We start from the raw sequence: 17,989 nt of genomic DNA on the forward strand, positions 1-17,989 counted from the left end.
CCAGGATCAAACTCTCCATAATAGAGAACTTAAAAAGCTCATTTTGTTTTGCTGGCATCATCATTAAATGATGTCCAAATTGTTTTGCTATCAGATTAATCAAGTTAATCCTTCAAGCTATATTTCTTAACGTTTTGCATGTTCAGTTTTCAATGTTCAATTCGTTATGTCGTTTTGGCGACTTTAATATCATAACAAATCCTGATATCGTTGTCAACAACTTTTTTTATTTGTTTTTTGTGTAAGTCACTAATGAAAATGACAACTTGATAACTATACCACCTGTAAATTGTTATGGCAAGTGCTTTTCTCAACTTTTTCTAAAAAAAATAGAACGAACACTACACATACAATATATAGTAGGAATATAAAAAGCGAGCTACTACAAATAGTAATAACTCGCCATCTATATTTGTCTATCTTAATCTTTATGACGCATTGTTGGGAATAATAGTACATCGCGAATAGATGCTGCATTAGTTAATAACATTACTAAGCGGTCAATTCCGATTCCAAGACCACCTGTTGGCGGCATTCCATATTCCAACGCTTCTAAGAAGTCTTCGTCCATTTCATGAGCTTCATCGTTACCAGCTTCTTTTTCCACCATTTGTGCTTCGAAGCGCTGACGTTGATCAATAGGATCATTTAACTCAGTAAATGCATTTGCGTGTTCACGACGAACTATGAACAATTCAAAACGATCGGTAAAGCGACCATCTTCTGGATTTTTCTTCGCAAGTGGTGAAACTTCTACTGGATGACCGAAAATGAATGTTGGTTGCACTAATGTTTCTTCTACTTTTTGTTCGAAGAATTCATTTAATACATGCCCTACTTCCATAGAAGGTTTAACTTCTACTCCATGTTCCTTAGCTAATGCGTGTGCCTCTTCCTTCGTGAGCTCTTTCCAGAAATCAACACCGGTAGTTTCTTTCACTGCATCCGCCATATGCCAGCGTCTCCAACCTGGTGCAAGATTAATCTGTTCTTCGCCATAAGTTACAGTTGTAGACCCTAATACATCTTGCGCTACATGAGCAACTAAATTTTCCGTTAAATTCATAATATCATTGTAATCCGCATACGCTTCATATAGTTCAATCATTGTAAATTCAGGGTTATGACGTGTTGAAACTCCCTCGTTACGGAATACGCGACCAATTTCATATACTTTCTCTAATCCACCTACTATAAGGCGTTTTAAATGTAATTCAATTGCGATACGCATATATAATTCCATATCCAGTGCATTGTGGTGTGTAATGAATGGACGTGCCGCTGCTCCACCGGCTATTGTATGTAGCATTGGCGTTTCAACCTCTAGATATCCTTCACCATCTAAATAACGACGAATTGCACGGATTATACGACTTCTAGTAATAAAAGTGTTTTTACTTTCTTCACTCGTCATCAAATCTAAATAACGTTGGCGATAACGCTGCTCTACATCTTTTAAGCCATGGAATTTCTCAGGCATTGGACGTAGAGATTTTGTTAGGAATGTAAACTCAGTCGCTTTAACAGACAACTCTCCAACTTGTGTACGGAAGACATTTCCCCGAACACCAACAATATCTCCTAGGTCAGCAGTATTAAATAACTCATAAGCTTCTTCACCAATTGCATCTTTACGAACGTAAATTTGAATTTGGCCACCAAGATCTTGTATATGAGCAAATCCCGCTTTCCCTTTTCCACGTTTAGTCATGATACGGCCAGCAATAGTGACTTCATGAAGTGTTTCTTCTAATTGTTCTTTTGTAAATTGCTCATATTCATTAACTACTTCGTTACTTAAATGCGATCGCTCGAATTTACTTCCAAAAGGGTCTAATCCTTTTTCCTGTATTGCAGTCATCTTTTGTCTTCTCACCAAAAGTTGATCGTTTAATTCTTCTAAGTTAGACATGTCCGTCACTCCTCCACTACCTATTATCCGTAGTTACTTTTTTCACGTTGCATTTATTGTACACAATTTCTGCATTCTAATCATCTTTTTCTAACAGAAGATATTTTTTCAATTATTCTGATTATGTGTTGAAACGGAAAAAGCTGCCACGTATAGTGACAGCCCTTTGTTTCATCGATGATTAAATGACAATAGATTTTACTGCTTCATACTCATAAGTAGATTCTTTCCCAAAGTCACGTAAATAATCTCTTAATTCTTTTGCCGTTTCTGTTTGGTTAATCACGTTTCTTGCTATACCATTTCCACGAATCCCTTTTAAATACCAAGATGCGTGTTTTCGCATTTCTCTAACTGCTATTTTTTCGCCCTTTAAAGCTACTAAGCGATCAAAGTGTAGTAAGCATACATCCATTTTTTCCTGGACAGTTGGCTCTGGTTTTAAAAGCCCAGTTTCCAAATACTCTACTGTACGGTAAATCATCCATGGATCGCCAAGGGCTGCACGACCGATCATAACACCATCGACTCCAGTTTCATCTAGCATGCGTTTCGCGTCCTCTGGTGTATTGACGTCTCCATTTCCGATAACAGGAATATTTACTGCCTCTTTCACTTGACGTATCAAATCCCAGTTTGCATGTCCTTCATACATTTGAACGCGAGTACGACCATGTACAGCTACTGCTGATCCACCCGCACGTTCGATTGCTTGGGCATTTTCCACCATATAAAGATGTTCTTCATCCCAACCTGTGCGCATTTTAACACTCACTGGTTTTTTTACGTTATCTACTACTGCCGCTACCATCTCATAGATCTTGTTAGGGTCCAGAAGCATTCTAGCTCCAGCTTCACATTTAATGATTTTGTTTACAGGACAACCCATGTTTATATCAATAATATCCGCTGACGTATGTTGGTCAACGTATTTAGCTGCTTCGACAAGCGTTTCTTTTTCTCCACCGAAAATTTGAAGTGACAGTGGATTTTCACGCTCGTCAATATAAAGCATACTCAATGTTTTTTCGTTTTTCTGTACAATCCCTTTATCCGAGATCATCTCCGCATATACTAAGCCTGCTCCAAATTCTTTTACTGTTAATCGGAATGCAGAGTTACAAATACCTGCCATTGGTGCTAATACTACTCGATTATCCATCACATGATTACCTATTTTAAACGGTTTTGTTGTTGCATTTGTCATTATTCTTCACCTACCTTTGTTTCTCCCTTTAATTCTTCTACTTGTATATGAAGTATCGAAGCAATTTTTTCTAACTGCTCCTCACTCGGAATTCTTTTTCCTTGCTCGATTTGACCAAGTATAGACACAGACATATCCATTTCTTTTGCAAGTTCAACTTGCTTCACCATTTTTAACCTGCGAAATGCACGAATGCGTCGACCCCATCGAATGTTTTCCATAAATGGACGCCTTCTTTCTGAACATGCGCAACATCTGCTATTAACTGCTTAGATTGTGGATCTACTAAATTTGCTTGTAATTCCACAAGTGGTATAAGCACGAAGCCTCTTTCCATCATCCGTGGATGCGGAATAATAAGGTCTTCCGTTTTCATATTCTCTTCATTATACAACAAAATGTCAAGGTCTACGGTGCGAGGCCCCCAATGAATTTCTCTAGTCCGACCTAGTTGCGCTTCTATTTCATTACATCTTTTTAATATTTCATGCGGTGACAATAAAGTCTCGATTTCCACTACCATATTCAAGAACGCAGCTTGGTCCTCATAGCCCACTGGGTCTGTTTCATAAACCGAGGATACTTTGACTACGTTTACCTGTTCCACCTGCTGCAGTAAACGTACTGCCTGCTGAAGATAGTCAAGACGATTTCCTATATTAGATCCTAGCGATATAAAAACACTGTTCATCATAATGTTCCTCTAGTAATATCAACTGCTACGGAAGCGTAGTGCCCGACAATCGGTGGGTTTGGTTTCACTAATTGGATACGACAGCCACTAACCTTCGTTTCATATGTCTCTAAGATAGAAGAAGCAATCTTTTCGGCAACCGCTTCTATTAATAAATAGGGTTTACCTTCCACAATTTCTTTGCATAATTCAAAAACCTCTGCGTAATTTACTGTTTCCTCTAAATTATCGGTTTCGCCCGCTTTTTTTAAATCACACGCTAAGGTGATTGTCACTCGAAATATTTGACCCAGCTTCGTTTCTTCTTTTAACGCCCCGTGAAATCCATAAAATTCTAACTCATTCAAATGTATATAATCCATTTAGATTATACCTCACTTTCAACATACTTAACTTTCCCCGTCAAAACATCCATCATTTTGGTCATACGCGTCATCTCTTTTACATCATGCACGCGTACCATATGACATCCAAGCTGAACACCAAAACAAACAGTTGCTCCAGTGCCTTCCACTCGTTCATCGACAGGAAGATTTAACACGTTGCCGATTAATCTTTTACGGGATGTTGCCAATAAAACAGGATAGCCCATCTCGACTAATTCGTTTAAATGCTGCATCATCCAGATGTTTTGAGTGGTTGATTTGGCAAAGCCAATACCTGGGTCTAACCAAATATGTTCATCTGGCACACCAGCTGCCTTCACAATATGAATACTTTCTTCTAAATCATTTTTTGCATCTAACCAGAAATCTGTATACACTTCGTTATCCCTATTGTGCATCAAAATTATCGGTACCCCGTGCTCTGCTGCAACTTTAGCTATTTCAGGATCTCTTTTTGCTCCCCAAATATCATTGATCACATGCGCACCTGCAAGTACCGCAGCTTTTGCAACATTTGATTTATACGTATCGATAGAAATTACAGCGTTTACTTCTGCTCTTATCGCTTGAATGACGGGAACAACACGAGCAATTTCCTCATCATCTGAAATAAGCGTATAACCAGGTCTTGTAGACTCTCCGCCTACATCTATTATTTTCGCTCCGTCTGCCACCATTTGCTTTGCTCTTGCCACTGCTGCTTCTATTTCATTAAATTTACCGCCATCAGAAAAAGAGTCGGGTGTAACATTCAATATACCCATCACTATTGTTTCTTTATGAAAGTCTAATGTAACTCCACCTGCTTCAAAGCGACCACTATTATTATGTAAATTCATCATTCGATCCTTTCTCGCTGTATGCATCTTATATAAGTATCATGCAATGCTTTGTAAATAGGTCCCGTATTGCCCAAGAACCGGCTTGATCCTAATTGCTTAATGGGGATGATTTCCTGTATGGCATTTGTAATAAATACCTCATCCGCCTTTTCTAATATCTCTTTAGAAAAGAAACCTTCTTCAACTTCAAATAAAGAACAATTCATCACCCAATCACGAGTTGTACCTGCTAAAATACCCGTTTCCAAAGATGGTGTGTACACCTTCCCATTAATAGACCAAAAAATATTGGAAGTTATTCCTTCTGCTATAAATCCTTCCGCTGTCAGGAAAAACCCTTCACACGAAGCTAGCGATTCCACTTCGAATCTAGCATGTACATTATTAGCATAGTGATGTGATTTATGACGTGTACCACTTTCCGGAGTATTTCTTACTGTATCTAGCCAGACAGCAGACTTCTCCGTGCCCCTAGGTGCAACTTGTAATGCTTTGCGATATAAAATCACAGTCGGCTTCTTATAATGTGAAGGTTGTAGACCAATATCGTGAATACCAGCCGAAATATTCAAACGAAAATAACCATCCTCCCCGTTATTCGCTTCTGTAAGTGCTTCTACTACAGACAATAGCTCATGTTCTTCATAGGGCATTGCTATACGAAAATCGGAAAGAGCCCGACACAAACGATCCCAGTGAGCATCCCATAAAAAAACTTTTCCATTGTACGTTCGGAACGTTTCAAAAAGACCCAGCCCATATAAAAAACCATGGTCATATGCAGATACCATTAACTCGTCTGCTCGGTAAAACAGTCCGTCCTTCCAAGCATCCATTTATATACTCTCCTTAGCAGTAAAACTATACGTTTCAATAAAATTACGGATGATCTTTTTACCTTCCTCTGTCATAATCGACTCAGGGTGGTATTGGACGCCCTCCACAGGATAGTTTTTATGGCGAAGCCCCATTATTTCGCCCTCTTCCGTCCAAGCGGTAATTTCCAAACAATCTGGGAACGATTCTCTTTCCACAAGTAAAGAATGATATCTGGTTGCTCGAAAAGGATTTGGCATATCGGTATTCACACCTTTACTATCATGAAAAACCGGAGAGACTTTTCCATGCATTAACCTATCTGCGCGAATAACCTTTCCGCCAAATGCTTGCCCAATCGCCTGATGACCTAAACAAACACCCAAAATCGGAATTTTATTTGCAAAGTGTGTGATTACTTCTAAACTAATGCCTGCTTCATTTGGTGTGCATGGTCCAGGGGACACAACGATAACTTGAGGAGATAACGTTTCAATAGTATTTATTGTTAGCTCATCATTGCGTGCTACTTTCACTTCGATTCCTAATTCGCCAATATATTGAACGAGATTATACGTAAACGAATCGTAGTTATCAATCATTAAAATCATTTATGTTCTCCTTCTGCCATAGCCTTCGCCTGCCATACTGCTTTTGCTTTGTTTAATGATTCCACGTATTCCGCACTCGGTACCGAGTCAATAACGATACCAGCCCCCGCTTGAATATGAGCCATCCCATCTTGAATAAACGCTGTGCGAATCACAATATTAAATTCTAGATCACCCGAAAATCCTAACCAGCCAATGGACCCTGTATATAATCCTCTACGAACTGGCTCAAGCTCTTCAATTATTTCCATTGTCCGAATTTTAGGTGCCCCTGTAATTGTTCCACCAGGGAACATCGCTCGGATAATCTCCGTATTTGATGTCCCAGATCGAAGGGTTCCTTTTACGTTAGAGACAATATGCATCACGTGGGAGTACTTTTCAATTACCATGAACTCATCCACTTCCACTGTTCCGTATGCCGACACACGCCCAAGGTCATTTCGCTCTAAATCGACTAGCATAACATGCTCTGCTCGTTCTTTTTCGTTTTCGATCAATTCATTTGCTAGTTTTATATCTTCCGCTTCACTTTTCCCACGAGGTCTTGTCCCCGCTATTGGTCTCGTAGATAACTCAGTTCCTTTTTTCTTTACTAAAAGTTCGGGTGAACCAGAGACAACCGAGAACTCCGGTGCTTGTATGTACGCCATATAAGGAGAAGGATTAAATGCTCGTAGCGCCTCATACATTGCTATTGGACTGATGTTCAATCGTTTCGATTGTCTAACAGAAAGATTCACCTGGAAGACGTCTCCTTGCGCTATATACTGTTGAACTTTCGTAACCGCGTCCTCAAATTCACTTGAACTTACCGATACGTACAATTCAGCAGGATCTTCAGCTATTTCCATTGCAGCTCCAGGGTGGAACATTCTTGAGTCTATTCCATTCTCCGCCGCTCTCTTATATTCTTGCTCAAGTTCAACTAAATCTACTTTGCAGGTTGATAGCTTCATTAACTTGACTGTTTCTGTTTTAACATCTAACACTGCCCAGCAATCGTAAAGTTGGAAATAGGTATCTGGTATATGCAAATCATCTTCAGCTAGATGTGGTAAAACTTCTATTTTTCTTGCATAATCATAGCTTATAAAACCAATTGCCCCACCTTGAAATTCAGGTAAGTCTTGCTCGTAAGGTAATCTGTACTCAGAAACTAGCTTTTCTAATTCCTCTAATGCTTCCCCTACACGTACCTCTTGCTCGCCACTTTTCCACTGAATATGCAAGCCGTTTTCAACTGATTTTGTGACAGCTATCGGATTCCAAGCAGCGACAGATAAATGTCCACCTCTGCCACTTTCTAAAAAAACACTGTATATTTCTTCCTTCGTCAACATTTTATATGCATAGAAAAAAGATTCTTTCGTCATATGAAAAGCATGTGTTTCCAGTTTGATATTCACTTCCTCAAATCCCCCTAAAAACGATTTGATTTCATCTTAACTTGAAAAGACTACTTTTCGCTACTAAGAAAGGTGTAGGAACTACTTTAAAAAAGATTTCCAAAGAAAAAAGAGGAAGCAATAACTGCTCCTCTTTTTATATTCTATTTATATTATTAGTCTTCGAATTGGTATAAAGGTGTACTTAAGTAGCGTTCGCCGTTGTCAGGAACAATCGCTAATACTTTTTTGCCTTTGCCTAGCTGTTTAGCAAGTTGAAGAGCCGCGTAAATCGCTGCCCCTGCAGAAACTCCTCCAAGAATACCTTCTAGTTTCGCTACTTCACGAGAAGTTGCATACGCATCTTCATTCGAAACTTGAATAACCGAGTCATAGAGTTTTGTATCTAATACGTTAGGTACAAATCCAGCACCGATTCCTTGAATTTTATGAGGTCCTGGTTTACCGCCAGATAAAATATTAGAATCTGTAGGCTCTACCGCTGCAATATGGATTTCTGGGAATCGTTCTTTTAACACTCCACCAGCCCCAGTAATTGTACCACCAGTACCAATACCTGAAACGAAGCCATCTAATTGGTCAAATGCTTCCACAATTTCAGGTCCTGTTGTTATACGATGGATTTCTGGATTCGCTTCGTTATTGAACTGCTGTGGCATAAACCACCCATTTTCGTTAGCAAGCTCCTCCGCTTTTGCAATCGCACCTTTCATGCCGTCAGCCCCAGGAGTCAATACAAGATCAGCTCCATAAGCACGAAGTAGGTTTCTACGTTCTAAACTCATAGTATCTGGCATAACTAATACAGCATTGTAGCCTTTTGCTGCAGCAATCATCGCAAGTCCGATACCCGTATTACCACTTGTAGGTTCAATAATTGTTCCATTTTCCTTTAACTTGCCTTCTTTTTCAGCCGCTTGAATCATGGCAAATGCGATACGATCTTTCACACTGCTTCCTGGGTTAAAGTACTCCAGTTTTACATACACTTCTGCATCTTCAGGATTTCCTACACGGTTTAATTTTACGATTGGTGTTTTACCGATTAAATCCAATACAGACTGCGCTAACTTCGTCATTTTCCCACTCCCAATTCCTACTTGTTTAATAGGCTTTATTTTTTTAATCATACCAATGAATTAGAAGAATTGTCAATAATATTACATTCGATGTTAAGTAATTTCATTCAGAACTAAAGATGGATAATCGACATCTAGAAAACAACAAGTAAAGAGTGTATGATTAATAGTTGAATAGCTTATTGATTCAGAGAATTTTTGTGGAGATTTATACCTCAAATTTAGTTGAAACCAATATAATATGATCGGAGTTTTTTTATGAGTACTGTACTGGTTAGGAATCATGTAAAAGTTTTAGGTGAAGGAGATAAAACAATCATATTTGCACATGGTTTTGGCTGTGATCAAAATATGTGGAGATATATTACACCGTTTTTTGAAAAGAATTATCGAGTGGTTTTGTTTGATCATGTAGGTTCAGGAAATTCAGATCTAACTGCATATGATTTCGAAAAATATAGTACACTTCACGGATATGCTCAAGATGTTTTAGATATTATTGAAACACTTAAACTTAACGACGTTATATTTGTCGGACATTCGGTCAGTTCCATGATTGGCATGCTTGCCTCAATTGAACGTCCAGAGTCCTTTTATAAATTGGTAATGATTGGCCCTTCTCCTCGCTATATTAATGATGGAGACAAATATCATGGTGGATTCGAAAAAAACGATGTACTAGAATTACTCACTATGATGGAAATGAATTATCTTAGCTGGGCTAGCTTTATGGCGCCTCTTGGCATGAATAATCCTGAAGTACCTGCACTCACTGCAGAACTAGAAAATAGCTTCACTCGATCGAATCCTATAATAACTAGGCAATTCGCAGAAACTACATTTTTCTCTGATCACCGTGCAGATTTAGGTCAGGCGAAAGTATCCACATTAATAATGCAATGTTCCGATGATAGTATCGTACCTCTAATGGTAGGTAACTATTTACATGAGCATATGAAGAATAGTACGCTTTACTTAATGGAAGCAAAAGGACATTACCCTCACCTAAGTCATCCACAAGAAACGATTAATTGTATAAACAATTTTCTAACGTAATTAGCTCAATGGAAAGGATGTAATTTGATGGATAATAGGTGGAAAAACTTGCCGTGTGGTTACGTTTCCATGACGCCACAAGGAATAATTTTAGATGTAAATGATACATTCCTTGAGATGGGAAACTATACCCAAGACAATTTAATCTCCAATCATATTGAGTCTATTATGTCCGTTGCCAATAAATTATTGTTCCACTCATACTTTTATCCTTTTATACAATTAAATGGATATGTCGATGAAATATATCTAAACTTAAAAGGAAGTACGGGTACAGTCATTCCTGTACTATTTAACGGGAAATATTACGAGCAAACGGAAGTGGTAGATTGTATTTTTGTACATATGGGGAAACGGATAGATTATGAACAGGAAATACGTAATGCTAAAATATTAGTAGAGGAAGCTTATCGAGAGAAGGATGCCGCTTTAGCAAAAATGGAACAACTACATCTTGCTCTAGAACAAAAGCAATCCGAGTTAATAAAATTAAATCAGAAGCTCGAAACTCTTTCCATTACCGATGGACTTACTGGTTTAAATAATCGCAGATTCTTCATTGAAAAACTGAACGAATATATATTGCAATCTAAACAACACAATAGTCCCTTTTCACTTTTAATGCTCGACGTCGATCATTTTAAATTAGTTAATGATACACGAGGGCATCCAGTTGGGGATAAAGTTTTAATACAATTAGCTAAACTATTAACAGAATTCTTTCCAAAAGGACATATTATTGCTCGATACGGCGGGGAAGAATTTGTTGTAATTATGCCCTTCTCAAATGAAGAAAATTCTTTAAACGAAGCAGAGCAATTAAGAAGTAGAGTTGAAACAGCGAAATGGGCGGTAGACAAGATTACAGTAAGTATTGGAGTAGCAACTAGTAATCTTTGTGAAACAACAACCTCAATTCTAACAAAGGCAGATAATGCTCTCTATTCATCGAAGGAAAACGGAAGGAATAAAGTTACACACGCATCTTTAAGTTAATATATATATTCATTAATTCATTAAAGTATTCTAAATTAGTAGAGACCATCTTGGTAAACGAAGATGGTCTCTTTAAATATCAATCATTCACTATAAACCCAATCTGCATCAAACTCTTGCCAAAAAGCTTCCTGAGTAACAGATTGGGGCAGCTGATCAAGTGCAAGTTCTCTATGAATACGTTCTTTTACATCGTCATAGGAGAAGGATTGACCTTCGAATACACTCTTCACCATCGCAACGGCGAATCTACCATCTGCTAAAGCTATCGGTTTGCTCCATTTACCTTTATCTGTATTCTGTACTGCACTTACTAAGGCTTTATCGACCGATTCGTTTCCTTCAGATACATATCCGATATCTCCACCGAGACTTGCGGAACTTGCATCAGCAGATCGTTCTCTCGCCAACCCTTCAAAGGAAGAACCATTTTCTAATTCTTTCACAACTTTATTTGCTTCTGCCTCCGTATTAACATAAATGACGCTAGTTCGATAAGACGTGGAGGTATTGTACAAATTTTTGTTGTTATCATAGAATTCTTTAATAGCATCATCATCAATGACTATATCTTTAGCTAACACTTTTTCTAAGATTAAACGAGAGCGGATATCCTTACGTAGTACTTCTTCATCATAGGATTGTAAGGAAGTGCTCTCTTGTGTGGAACGGATTAAAGCAAGCTCTAAGTCCACTTCAGCATCCGATACTTTAATCTTGTACTTTTTAGCAGCAGCTTCCATAACCTCAGCATTCACCATATCTAATAATACTTCTTTGCCATAAATCGATTCCATTGAACCCATCCATTGTTCTTTTGTGATAACTTTGCCCGCAACGGATGCCACTTCTTCCGAATGATTCGTTTTACTCGAATCATTCGGTATTAACCATGCGATGAACCACAGTAGATTACCTATTAGAAGAATACTCAGCACCACTAGTACCGGTTTAGTTTTTAAACGTCTTTTAGCTGGTGCATTATCGTAATCACGCGTTGATTTCATCGATAAATGACTCCAATTCAGCTACTGAATACTGGTATTTCTCCATACAGAAATGGCAGTGTGCTTCTGCTCCGTTATCTTCTTCTATCATTTCACGAATTTCCTTCTCTCCTAGTGTAATAATAGCATTCCCAAATCTTTCTTTGGAGCAATTACATTCAAATGAAACAGGAGCAGAATCTAAAATTCGTACATTCTCTTTACCTAAAATTTCAAATAGTATTTCTTCCGGAGTTAATCCTCTTTCGATTAGTTTAGAAACTGGCTCCATTTTAGATAAATGTTTTTCAATCTCTGTAATCGTTTCATCATCCGTTCCAGGCATTAGTTGGATGATAAACCCACCAGCAGCTAGAATAGTGTTGTCTGGGTTTACAAGCACTCCAAGTCCTACAGAAGAAGGAACTTGTTCAGAAACAGCAAAATAATAGGTAAAGTCTTCGGCGATTTCACCTGAAACAATTGGCACTTGACCAGTGAAGAAGTCTCTCATACCTAAATCCTTTACAATCGTTAGTGTACCTTCTGTCCCTACAGCGCGACGAACATCTAATTTTCCATGTTCATTTAAGTCGAAGTGAATTTGAGGATTAGTCACATAACCACGCACTTCTCCTTTGGCGTTACTATCAATAATCATTGGACCAACCAGACCATTACCTTCTATTTTCACCGTTATCTTATCTTCGCCTTTTAGCATAGCACCCATCATTAGTGCAGCTGTCATCGATCTTCCAAGTGCAGCGGATGCTGTTGGCCAAGTACCATGTCGTCTTTGACCTTCTCCCACAGTGTCAGTTGTACGAGCTGCAAATGCACGTACACTTCCTTCAAAAGCTAAAGCTCTTACTAAATAATCGCTCATTTATCTATTACCTCTTTCATCATGATTTCGTTGATAAATTAAATATAAACCCTTCAACGTTAAGAATGGATCAATAATATCCATTATAGTAGTTTCTTCACCAATTAAGGAAGCCATACCACCTGTAGCTATTACTTTTGGATTTTGTTTCGATACCTTTCTCATACGATTTACGATACCCTCAACTTGTCCTACATATCCGTAAACTATTCCAGCTTGCATAGCAGCAACCGTATTTTTTCCGACAACATTTTCAGGTCTTGTCAGCTCTATACGTGGGAGCTTACTGGCTCTGTTAAATAATGCATCTGTTGAAATACCAATACCAGGGGCAATCGCTCCCCCCATATACTCTCCACGTTCATTGATAAAACAATAGGTCGTGGCAGTTCCGAAATCCACAATGATTAAAGGACTTCCGTATTCATGAATGGCAGCTACAGCATTTACTATCCGATCTGCCCCAACCTCACGTGGATTCTCATACTTAATATTTAATCCTGTTTTAACTCCAGGACCTACTACAGTTGGCTTAATACCAAAGTATTTTTTGCACATCGCTTCTAATGTAAACATAATAGGTGGAACTACAGAAGAAATAATAATACCTTCTATTTCATCAAAAGAGATATTAGCATGAGAAAACAACGCCTTAACCTGCATGCCATATTCATCCTCTGTTTTTAAACGATCGGTCTCCATTCTCCAGTGATGGATTAACTTATCATTTTCATAAACCCCTAATACAATATTAGTATTTCCTGTATCTAAGACAAGTATCATCTAGCTTTTCCTCACTTTTTTGTTGAGATTCCCAAACATCATACCATATAAAGAGACGAAGAAAAAAGCTGATTGCCTCGAGTTAAAAGGAGGCAATCAGCTTTCATTGTTATCTATTAATCTCTACGTTCTTCTTGAACCGGGCTCTCTGTCTCATTTAGTGAGCCTTGTTCTTTTGGCAAATCACCAATAGATGGATCAGCAGGAGCTCCTACTGCATCGGATACTTCTTCTTTTTTAAGCTCAATGGCAGCTTGTTGATCTAACTCATCATATGAGCGTTCAGGAAGTGTACCATGCTCTTCTAAATGTTTTATCTGAGCAGCATCTAAAGTTTCAACTTCAAGTAACGTTTTTGCGATTAATGTTAATAACTCACGTTTTTCCGTTAATATTTGTTTTGTGCGATTATATTGCTCTTTAATCATTGTTTGCATTTCTTGGTCAATTTCATAAGCAATTGCATCTGAATAGTTTTGTTCTGAGTTAAAATCTCGACCCAAGAAGACATTGCCTCCTTGAGCTTGACCGAATTGCATTGGTCCAAGCTTGTCACTCATCCCATATTCTGTAACCATTTTTCTAGCAATGCCCGTTGCACGTTGGAAGTCATTATGAGCTCCGGTTGAAACTTCACCGAAAATAATATCTTCTGCTACACGACCACCAAGTAATCCAGAGATTTTGTCAAGTAATTCTGGTTTTGTCATGAAATAGCGATCTTCTTTAGGAAGCATCACTGCGTAACCACCTGCTTGACCACGTGGAACAATCGTCACCTTATGTACGATTTCAGCATCGTCTAAAGTTAATCCAACAACCACATGTCCTGCTTCATGGTACGCAACAATATTTCGCTCTTTTTCAGAGATAACTTTTCCTGATTTAGCCGGACCTGCAATAACTCTGTCAGTAGCTTCGTCAATATCTCGCATATCAACTTTCTTTTTATCACGTCTAGCCGCTACTAAAGCTGCTTCGTTTAATAAGTTTTCTAAGTCCGCTCCAGAGAATCCTGGTGTTCGCTGTGCAATCGCTTTTAAATCCACTGATTCATCAAGTGGCTTATTACGTGCATGTACTTTAAGTACTGCTTCACGACCTTTAACATCTGGACGACCTACCGTAATTTGACGGTCAAAACGACCTGGGCGAAGAAGTGCTGGATCTAAAACGTCTGGTCTATTCGTTGCAGCAACGATAATAATACCTTCGTTTGCACCGAAACCATCCATTTCAACAAGTAATTGGTTAAGTGTTTGCTCACGTTCATCGTGACCTCCACCTAGTCCCGCTCCACGTTGACGACCTACCGCATCAATTTCATCGATAAAGATGATACATGGTGCGTTTTTCTTCGCATTTTCAAATAAATCACGTACACGAGAAGCCCCTACTCCGACAAACATTTCTACGAAGTCCGAACCACTAATAGAGAAGAATGGCACGCCAGATTCACCAGCTACTGCACGAGCAAGTAATGTTTTACCAGTACCCGGAGGACCTACTAATAGAATCCCTTTAGGTATACGAGCTCCAATTTCCACGAATTTACGTGGATCTTTTAAGAAGTCTACTACTTCTACTAATTCAGCTTTTTCTTCATCGGCACCAGCAACATCATTAAATCTAACTTTTTTCTTATCGTTATCATACAGCTTCGCTTTACTCTTACCGAAGTTCATCACACGGTTACCACCGCCTTGTGATTGACTTAATAAGAAGAAGAATAAAATGATAATAATTAAGAACGGTAATAATCCTGTGAAGAATTGAACCCAGCCACTTGTTTTAGGCGTTTCTTTATATTCCACGGGTACTGAATTGGATGTTGCCAATGTATAAATTTTTGCTTGTACGTCTTCGCTATTATAAGGGAGAATCGCTAAATATTTCTCTCCTTTTTTATAGCCTTTCATTTCACCTTCAGCGTAATAAACTCCCGATTCAGGTTGTAATGTAATACTTGTTATTTCTCCTTTTTCTAAAGAAGTCATAAATTCGTTAAACTTAATATTTTTTGTGGTTGTGTTGCTCGTATTGAAAGTAGCAAAAATCCCAACGATCACAAAGAATATTAATAAGTATAATATGGCGTAGCGCAATGCTCGATTCATTCCCAGCCTCCTCACAAGGTAAACAGAAAAACTAATGATAATCTTATCACACGAAATTTTGGACGTACAATGAAAAGCCTTCTAACTAGGCTTAAAACTAAAAACTGTAAACTTCTTTCTTCAAAACACCTACATACGGTAAGTTACGATATTTTTCTGCATAATCTAGACCGTATCCAACTACAAATGCATCTGGTACTTCAAAGCCAACAAAATCAGCTTTTAGGTCTACTTTTCTTCCGGTTGGTTTGTCTAATAACGTAACAATTTTAATCGATTTTGCTTTACGATATTTAAATAGATCTACTAAGTAACTTAGCGTCATCCCACTATCGATAATGTCTTCAATTATTAAAATATCTCGGCCTTCTACACTTGTGTTTAAATCTTTTACGATTTTAACCTCACCTGAAGAAACCGTTGCATTTCCATAACTCGATACATCCATATAGTCCATTTCAATGTATGTATCTACACGCTTCATCAAATCGGACATGAAAGGCATTGCACCTTTTAATATTCCAATTGCAAGTGGGTACTGATCCTTGTACTCTTCCGTTAATAAGGCTCCCAATTCACGTGTTTTTTGGTTGATCTCTTCCTCAGTTAACAAAACTTCTAAAATATCCTTTTCCAACATAGTTAATCCTCCTATGGCTTAATAACTCTAACGTATAGTACAAAATTTTGCGTATTTCTATTCTTTTCAAATTGCTGTCCGTAACGAAGACCTATTACAGCCATTATATCATTTTTAGCTGATACAAGTATTGGCCAAACCACTCGTTCTTCAGTCGGAATTTTTTCATCAATAAACAATCGTGAAACCTTTTTTGGAGTAGACATCCCTTTTAAATGGATTCGATCTCCTTCCATCCTTGGTCGGACAGATAGAGGTAATGAATCATTTTCCAGTTGGATAAACCATTTTTCATCGGAAGGAACCTGCTCGTTTAAGTTTCTAGTCAGGTATATAGAATAACCGGCACCAACTGTGCTCCAACAATCCTCATCAATTAGTTGAGTTTGAATTGGTAGAGAATGTATCGGATAAGAGGAAAACTGAACTTGACTGTAATGACGTTTGAGGAAAAAACCTTTCGGCAAATGAATCATTGTATTACCATCCTGCTCATTACAAGCAGCTAAAATAGATTCAATTAAACGATTATTTAATAGCGTGTTGGAGCTATCGTACAGATACTTTAATAGTATTAGAATCACTCTTCTTTGTAAAGCAACTGGAATTTCACTAAACTCTATTGTATCCATAAAAAAGCTCGATTTACTTTGAATTGTCACAAGCTGGTCAAATTTTTCTTTAGCAAGCTTTTGTAAAAAAATATCATCCTGTTGCTGTTTCTCCACGAACGTCCGGATACTATCTGCAACATGCACATTTTCTTGACGAAGAAGTGGTACCACGGTGTGACGCAAACGATTTCTAGTATATGTATGTTTGTCGTTACTAGGATCATGTCTATAGGATTGCTCCTGGACCTGAACGAAGTCCAATATCTCTTCCTTTGTTACACATAAAAATGGACGAATGATGCTCCCGTTGGAAAAAGGTCTTGTTATCGGTATTCCCGTAAGAGAGGATGCCAAAGATCCTCTTACTAATGACATCACTATTGTTTCTATCTGATCATCTGCATGATGTCCAAGTACCAACTTATCGAAATGCTCTTGTTGCATAATAGTATCGAAATAAGCGTATCGCTCTTCACGGCATATTACCTGAACATTTCCACCTTCTGCTTCCACTCTTGCAGGCACTTCAAGTGTCGCTCCATAAAAAGGTATGTCTAATCTATTAGCCAATTGTTCAACGAAGTCCATATCTCCAGCAGACTCATCTCCTCGAAGCTGGTGATCCGTGTGAACGATCCCTAACTTAATGTTATAAAACTCTTTAAGTTCATAGAAGGTAAGTACTGCAGCAACAGAATCCGCTCCACCAGAACAAGCGAGAAGAAGACGATCCCCACTTTGAATGAGTTGATGCTGTTCTATATATTTTTTTACTTTTATAATAAACGGATGCATTTTTCCACCTCAATTATTGATCAACCTACTAGTAATTCGTCCGCCTGTCTTAGGACTTGGCGGACATTTACATTGTTGGTGCTTCCGGTTTTCTTTTCTGTCCAGCTCCAGCGCCTTGCCCCTCGGTTCGCTTCAGAATTTCGAGAAAGGCATAGGACGC

General features: G+C 38.3%; 18 protein-coding genes. 2 read left to right on the forward strand and 16 right to left on the reverse strand.

Annotated features, from left to right (window positions below; genetic code table 11):
- Nucleotides 1-421: 421 nt before the first annotated feature.
- The 10 genes from lysS to cysK form a co-directional block, all read right to left on the reverse strand.
- The gene (gene lysS, locus BLR36_RS17740) at nt 422-1,912 is read right to left on the reverse strand and encodes a lysine--tRNA ligase (RefSeq protein WP_093063073.1); all 1,491 of its coding nucleotides are present in this window, start codon (nt 1,910-1,912) and stop codon (nt 422-424) included.
- Nucleotides 1,913-2,093: 181 nt separating this feature from the next.
- Nucleotides 2,094-3,119 (reverse strand): tRNA dihydrouridine synthase DusB, encoded by a 1,026-nt coding sequence (gene dusB, locus BLR36_RS17745; RefSeq protein ID WP_093063074.1) that lies wholly within the window; start codon nt 3,117-3,119, stop codon nt 2,094-2,096.
- Nucleotides 3,119-3,340: a helix-turn-helix domain-containing protein gene (locus BLR36_RS17750; RefSeq protein ID WP_093063075.1), complete on the reverse strand. Its 222-nt coding sequence runs from the start codon at nt 3,338-3,340 to the stop codon at nt 3,119-3,121. The genes dusB and BLR36_RS17750 overlap by 1 nt, the downstream gene beginning before the upstream one ends.
- Entirely contained in the window at nt 3,292-3,813 is a 522-nt protein-coding gene (folK, locus tag BLR36_RS17755; RefSeq protein ID WP_093063076.1) for a 2-amino-4-hydroxy-6-hydroxymethyldihydropteridine diphosphokinase, read from the reverse strand. The genes BLR36_RS17750 and folK overlap by 49 nt, the downstream gene beginning before the upstream one ends.
- On the reverse strand, nt 3,810-4,175 hold the full coding sequence (folB, locus tag BLR36_RS17760; protein ID WP_093063077.1) for a dihydroneopterin aldolase: 366 nt from the start codon (nt 4,173-4,175) through the stop codon (nt 3,810-3,812). Before folB ends, folK begins: the two co-directional genes overlap by 4 nt.
- Before the next feature lie 5 nt (nt 4,176-4,180).
- Nucleotides 4,181-5,038, reverse strand: a complete 858-nt coding sequence (gene folP / locus BLR36_RS17765; protein ID WP_093063123.1) for a dihydropteroate synthase — start codon at nt 5,036-5,038, stop codon at nt 4,181-4,183.
- The gene (gene pabC, locus BLR36_RS17770; protein ID WP_093063078.1) at nt 5,038-5,877 is read right to left on the reverse strand and encodes an aminodeoxychorismate lyase; all 840 of its coding nucleotides are present in this window, start codon (nt 5,875-5,877) and stop codon (nt 5,038-5,040) included. The genes folP and pabC overlap by 1 nt, the downstream gene beginning before the upstream one ends.
- Nucleotides 5,878-6,468 (reverse strand): aminodeoxychorismate/anthranilate synthase component II, encoded by a 591-nt coding sequence (gene pabA, locus BLR36_RS17775; RefSeq protein WP_093063079.1) that lies wholly within the window; start codon nt 6,466-6,468, stop codon nt 5,878-5,880.
- A complete protein-coding gene (locus tag BLR36_RS17780; protein ID WP_093063124.1) occupies nt 6,465-7,844 on the reverse strand; it encodes an anthranilate synthase component I family protein in 1,380 nt (459 codons plus the stop codon). The genes pabA and BLR36_RS17780 overlap by 4 nt, the downstream gene beginning before the upstream one ends.
- A gap of 188 nt (nt 7,845-8,032) precedes the next feature.
- Nucleotides 8,033-8,956 (reverse strand): cysteine synthase A, encoded by a 924-nt coding sequence (gene cysK / locus BLR36_RS17785; RefSeq protein ID WP_093063080.1) that lies wholly within the window; start codon nt 8,954-8,956, stop codon nt 8,033-8,035.
- Nucleotides 8,957-9,214: 258 nt separating this feature from the next.
- Between cysK and BLR36_RS17790 the strand changes: the two genes are divergently transcribed.
- Nucleotides 9,215-10,012 (forward strand): alpha/beta fold hydrolase, encoded by a 798-nt coding sequence (locus BLR36_RS17790; protein WP_093063081.1) that lies wholly within the window; start codon nt 9,215-9,217, stop codon nt 10,010-10,012.
- A 27-nt stretch (nt 10,013-10,039) separates the two neighbouring features.
- Nucleotides 10,040-11,008 (forward strand): sensor domain-containing diguanylate cyclase, encoded by a 969-nt coding sequence (locus BLR36_RS17795; protein WP_093063082.1) that lies wholly within the window; start codon nt 10,040-10,042, stop codon nt 11,006-11,008.
- 83 nt (nt 11,009-11,091) lie between these two features.
- Here the strand turns inward: BLR36_RS17795 and BLR36_RS17800 are convergent, their stop codons facing one another.
- From BLR36_RS17800 to tilS, 6 genes are all read right to left on the reverse strand, one after another.
- Nucleotides 11,092-12,015, reverse strand: coding sequence for a peptidyl-prolyl cis-trans isomerase (locus BLR36_RS17800; RefSeq protein WP_093063083.1), 924 nt, complete (start codon nt 12,013-12,015; stop codon nt 11,092-11,094).
- Nucleotides 11,999-12,880, reverse strand: a complete 882-nt coding sequence (gene hslO, locus BLR36_RS17805; RefSeq protein WP_093063084.1) for an Hsp33 family molecular chaperone HslO — start codon at nt 12,878-12,880, stop codon at nt 11,999-12,001. Before hslO ends, BLR36_RS17800 begins: the two co-directional genes overlap by 17 nt.
- The gene (locus tag BLR36_RS17810) at nt 12,881-13,663 is read right to left on the reverse strand and encodes a type III pantothenate kinase (protein WP_093063085.1); all 783 of its coding nucleotides are present in this window, start codon (nt 13,661-13,663) and stop codon (nt 12,881-12,883) included.
- Between the two features lie 116 nt (nt 13,664-13,779).
- A complete protein-coding gene (gene ftsH, locus BLR36_RS17815; protein WP_093063086.1) occupies nt 13,780-15,780 on the reverse strand; it encodes an ATP-dependent zinc metalloprotease FtsH in 2,001 nt (666 codons plus the stop codon).
- Between the two features lie 97 nt (nt 15,781-15,877).
- The gene (gene hpt / locus BLR36_RS17820) at nt 15,878-16,420 is read right to left on the reverse strand and encodes a hypoxanthine phosphoribosyltransferase (RefSeq protein ID WP_093063087.1); all 543 of its coding nucleotides are present in this window, start codon (nt 16,418-16,420) and stop codon (nt 15,878-15,880) included.
- Between the two features lie 11 nt (nt 16,421-16,431).
- Complete coding sequence (gene tilS / locus BLR36_RS17825) at nt 16,432-17,829, reverse strand: tRNA lysidine(34) synthetase TilS (RefSeq protein ID WP_093063088.1); 1,398 nt, start codon at nt 17,827-17,829, stop codon at nt 16,432-16,434.
- Nucleotides 17,830-17,989: the final 160 nt, after the last annotated feature.

The organism is Psychrobacillus sp. OK028, from assembly GCF_900103605.1.
Lineage (GTDB): Bacteria > Bacillota > Bacilli > Bacillales_A > Planococcaceae > Psychrobacillus.

Coding starts and splice junctions, on each gene's coding strand:
- BLR36_RS17790 (WP_093063081.1), top strand. CDS start 9,215: ATGAGTACTGTACTGGTTAGGAATCATGTAAAAGTTTTAGGTGAAGGA.
- BLR36_RS17810 (WP_093063085.1), bottom strand. CDS start 13,663: ATGATACTTGTCTTAGATACAGGAAATACTAATATTGTATTAGGGGTT.
- cysK (WP_093063080.1), bottom strand. CDS start 8,956: ATGACGAAGTTAGCGCAGTCTGTATTGGATTTAATCGGTAAAACACCA.
- BLR36_RS17795 (WP_093063082.1), top strand. CDS start 10,040: ATGGATAATAGGTGGAAAAACTTGCCGTGTGGTTACGTTTCCATGACG.
- folK (WP_093063076.1), bottom strand. CDS start 3,813: ATGATGAACAGTGTTTTTATATCGCTAGGATCTAATATAGGAAATCGT.
- folB (WP_093063077.1), bottom strand. CDS start 4,175: ATGGATTATATACATTTGAATGAGTTAGAATTTTATGGATTTCACGGG.
- hslO (WP_093063084.1), bottom strand. CDS start 12,880: ATGAGCGATTATTTAGTAAGAGCTTTAGCTTTTGAAGGAAGTGTACGT.
- BLR36_RS17800 (WP_093063083.1), bottom strand. CDS start 12,015: ATGAAATCAACGCGTGATTACGATAATGCACCAGCTAAAAGACGTTTA.
- BLR36_RS17750 (WP_093063075.1), bottom strand. CDS start 3,340: ATGGAAAACATTCGATGGGGTCGACGCATTCGTGCATTTCGCAGGTTA.
- folP (WP_093063123.1), bottom strand. CDS start 5,038: ATGAATTTACATAATAATAGTGGTCGCTTTGAAGCAGGTGGAGTTACA.
- hpt (WP_093063087.1), bottom strand. CDS start 16,420: ATGTTGGAAAAGGATATTTTAGAAGTTTTGTTAACTGAGGAAGAGATC.
- tilS (WP_093063088.1), bottom strand. CDS start 17,829: ATGCATCCGTTTATTATAAAAGTAAAAAAATATATAGAACAGCATCAA.
- pabC (WP_093063078.1), bottom strand. CDS start 5,877: ATGGATGCTTGGAAGGACGGACTGTTTTACCGAGCAGACGAGTTAATG.
- lysS (WP_093063073.1), bottom strand. CDS start 1,912: ATGTCTAACTTAGAAGAATTAAACGATCAACTTTTGGTGAGAAGACAA.
- ftsH (WP_093063086.1), bottom strand. CDS start 15,780: ATGAATCGAGCATTGCGCTACGCCATATTATACTTATTAATATTCTTT.
- dusB (WP_093063074.1), bottom strand. CDS start 3,119: ATGACAAATGCAACAACAAAACCGTTTAAAATAGGTAATCATGTGATG.
- pabA (WP_093063079.1), bottom strand. CDS start 6,468: ATGATTTTAATGATTGATAACTACGATTCGTTTACGTATAATCTCGTT.
- BLR36_RS17780 (WP_093063124.1), bottom strand. CDS start 7,844: ATGACGAAAGAATCTTTTTTCTATGCATATAAAATGTTGACGAAGGAA.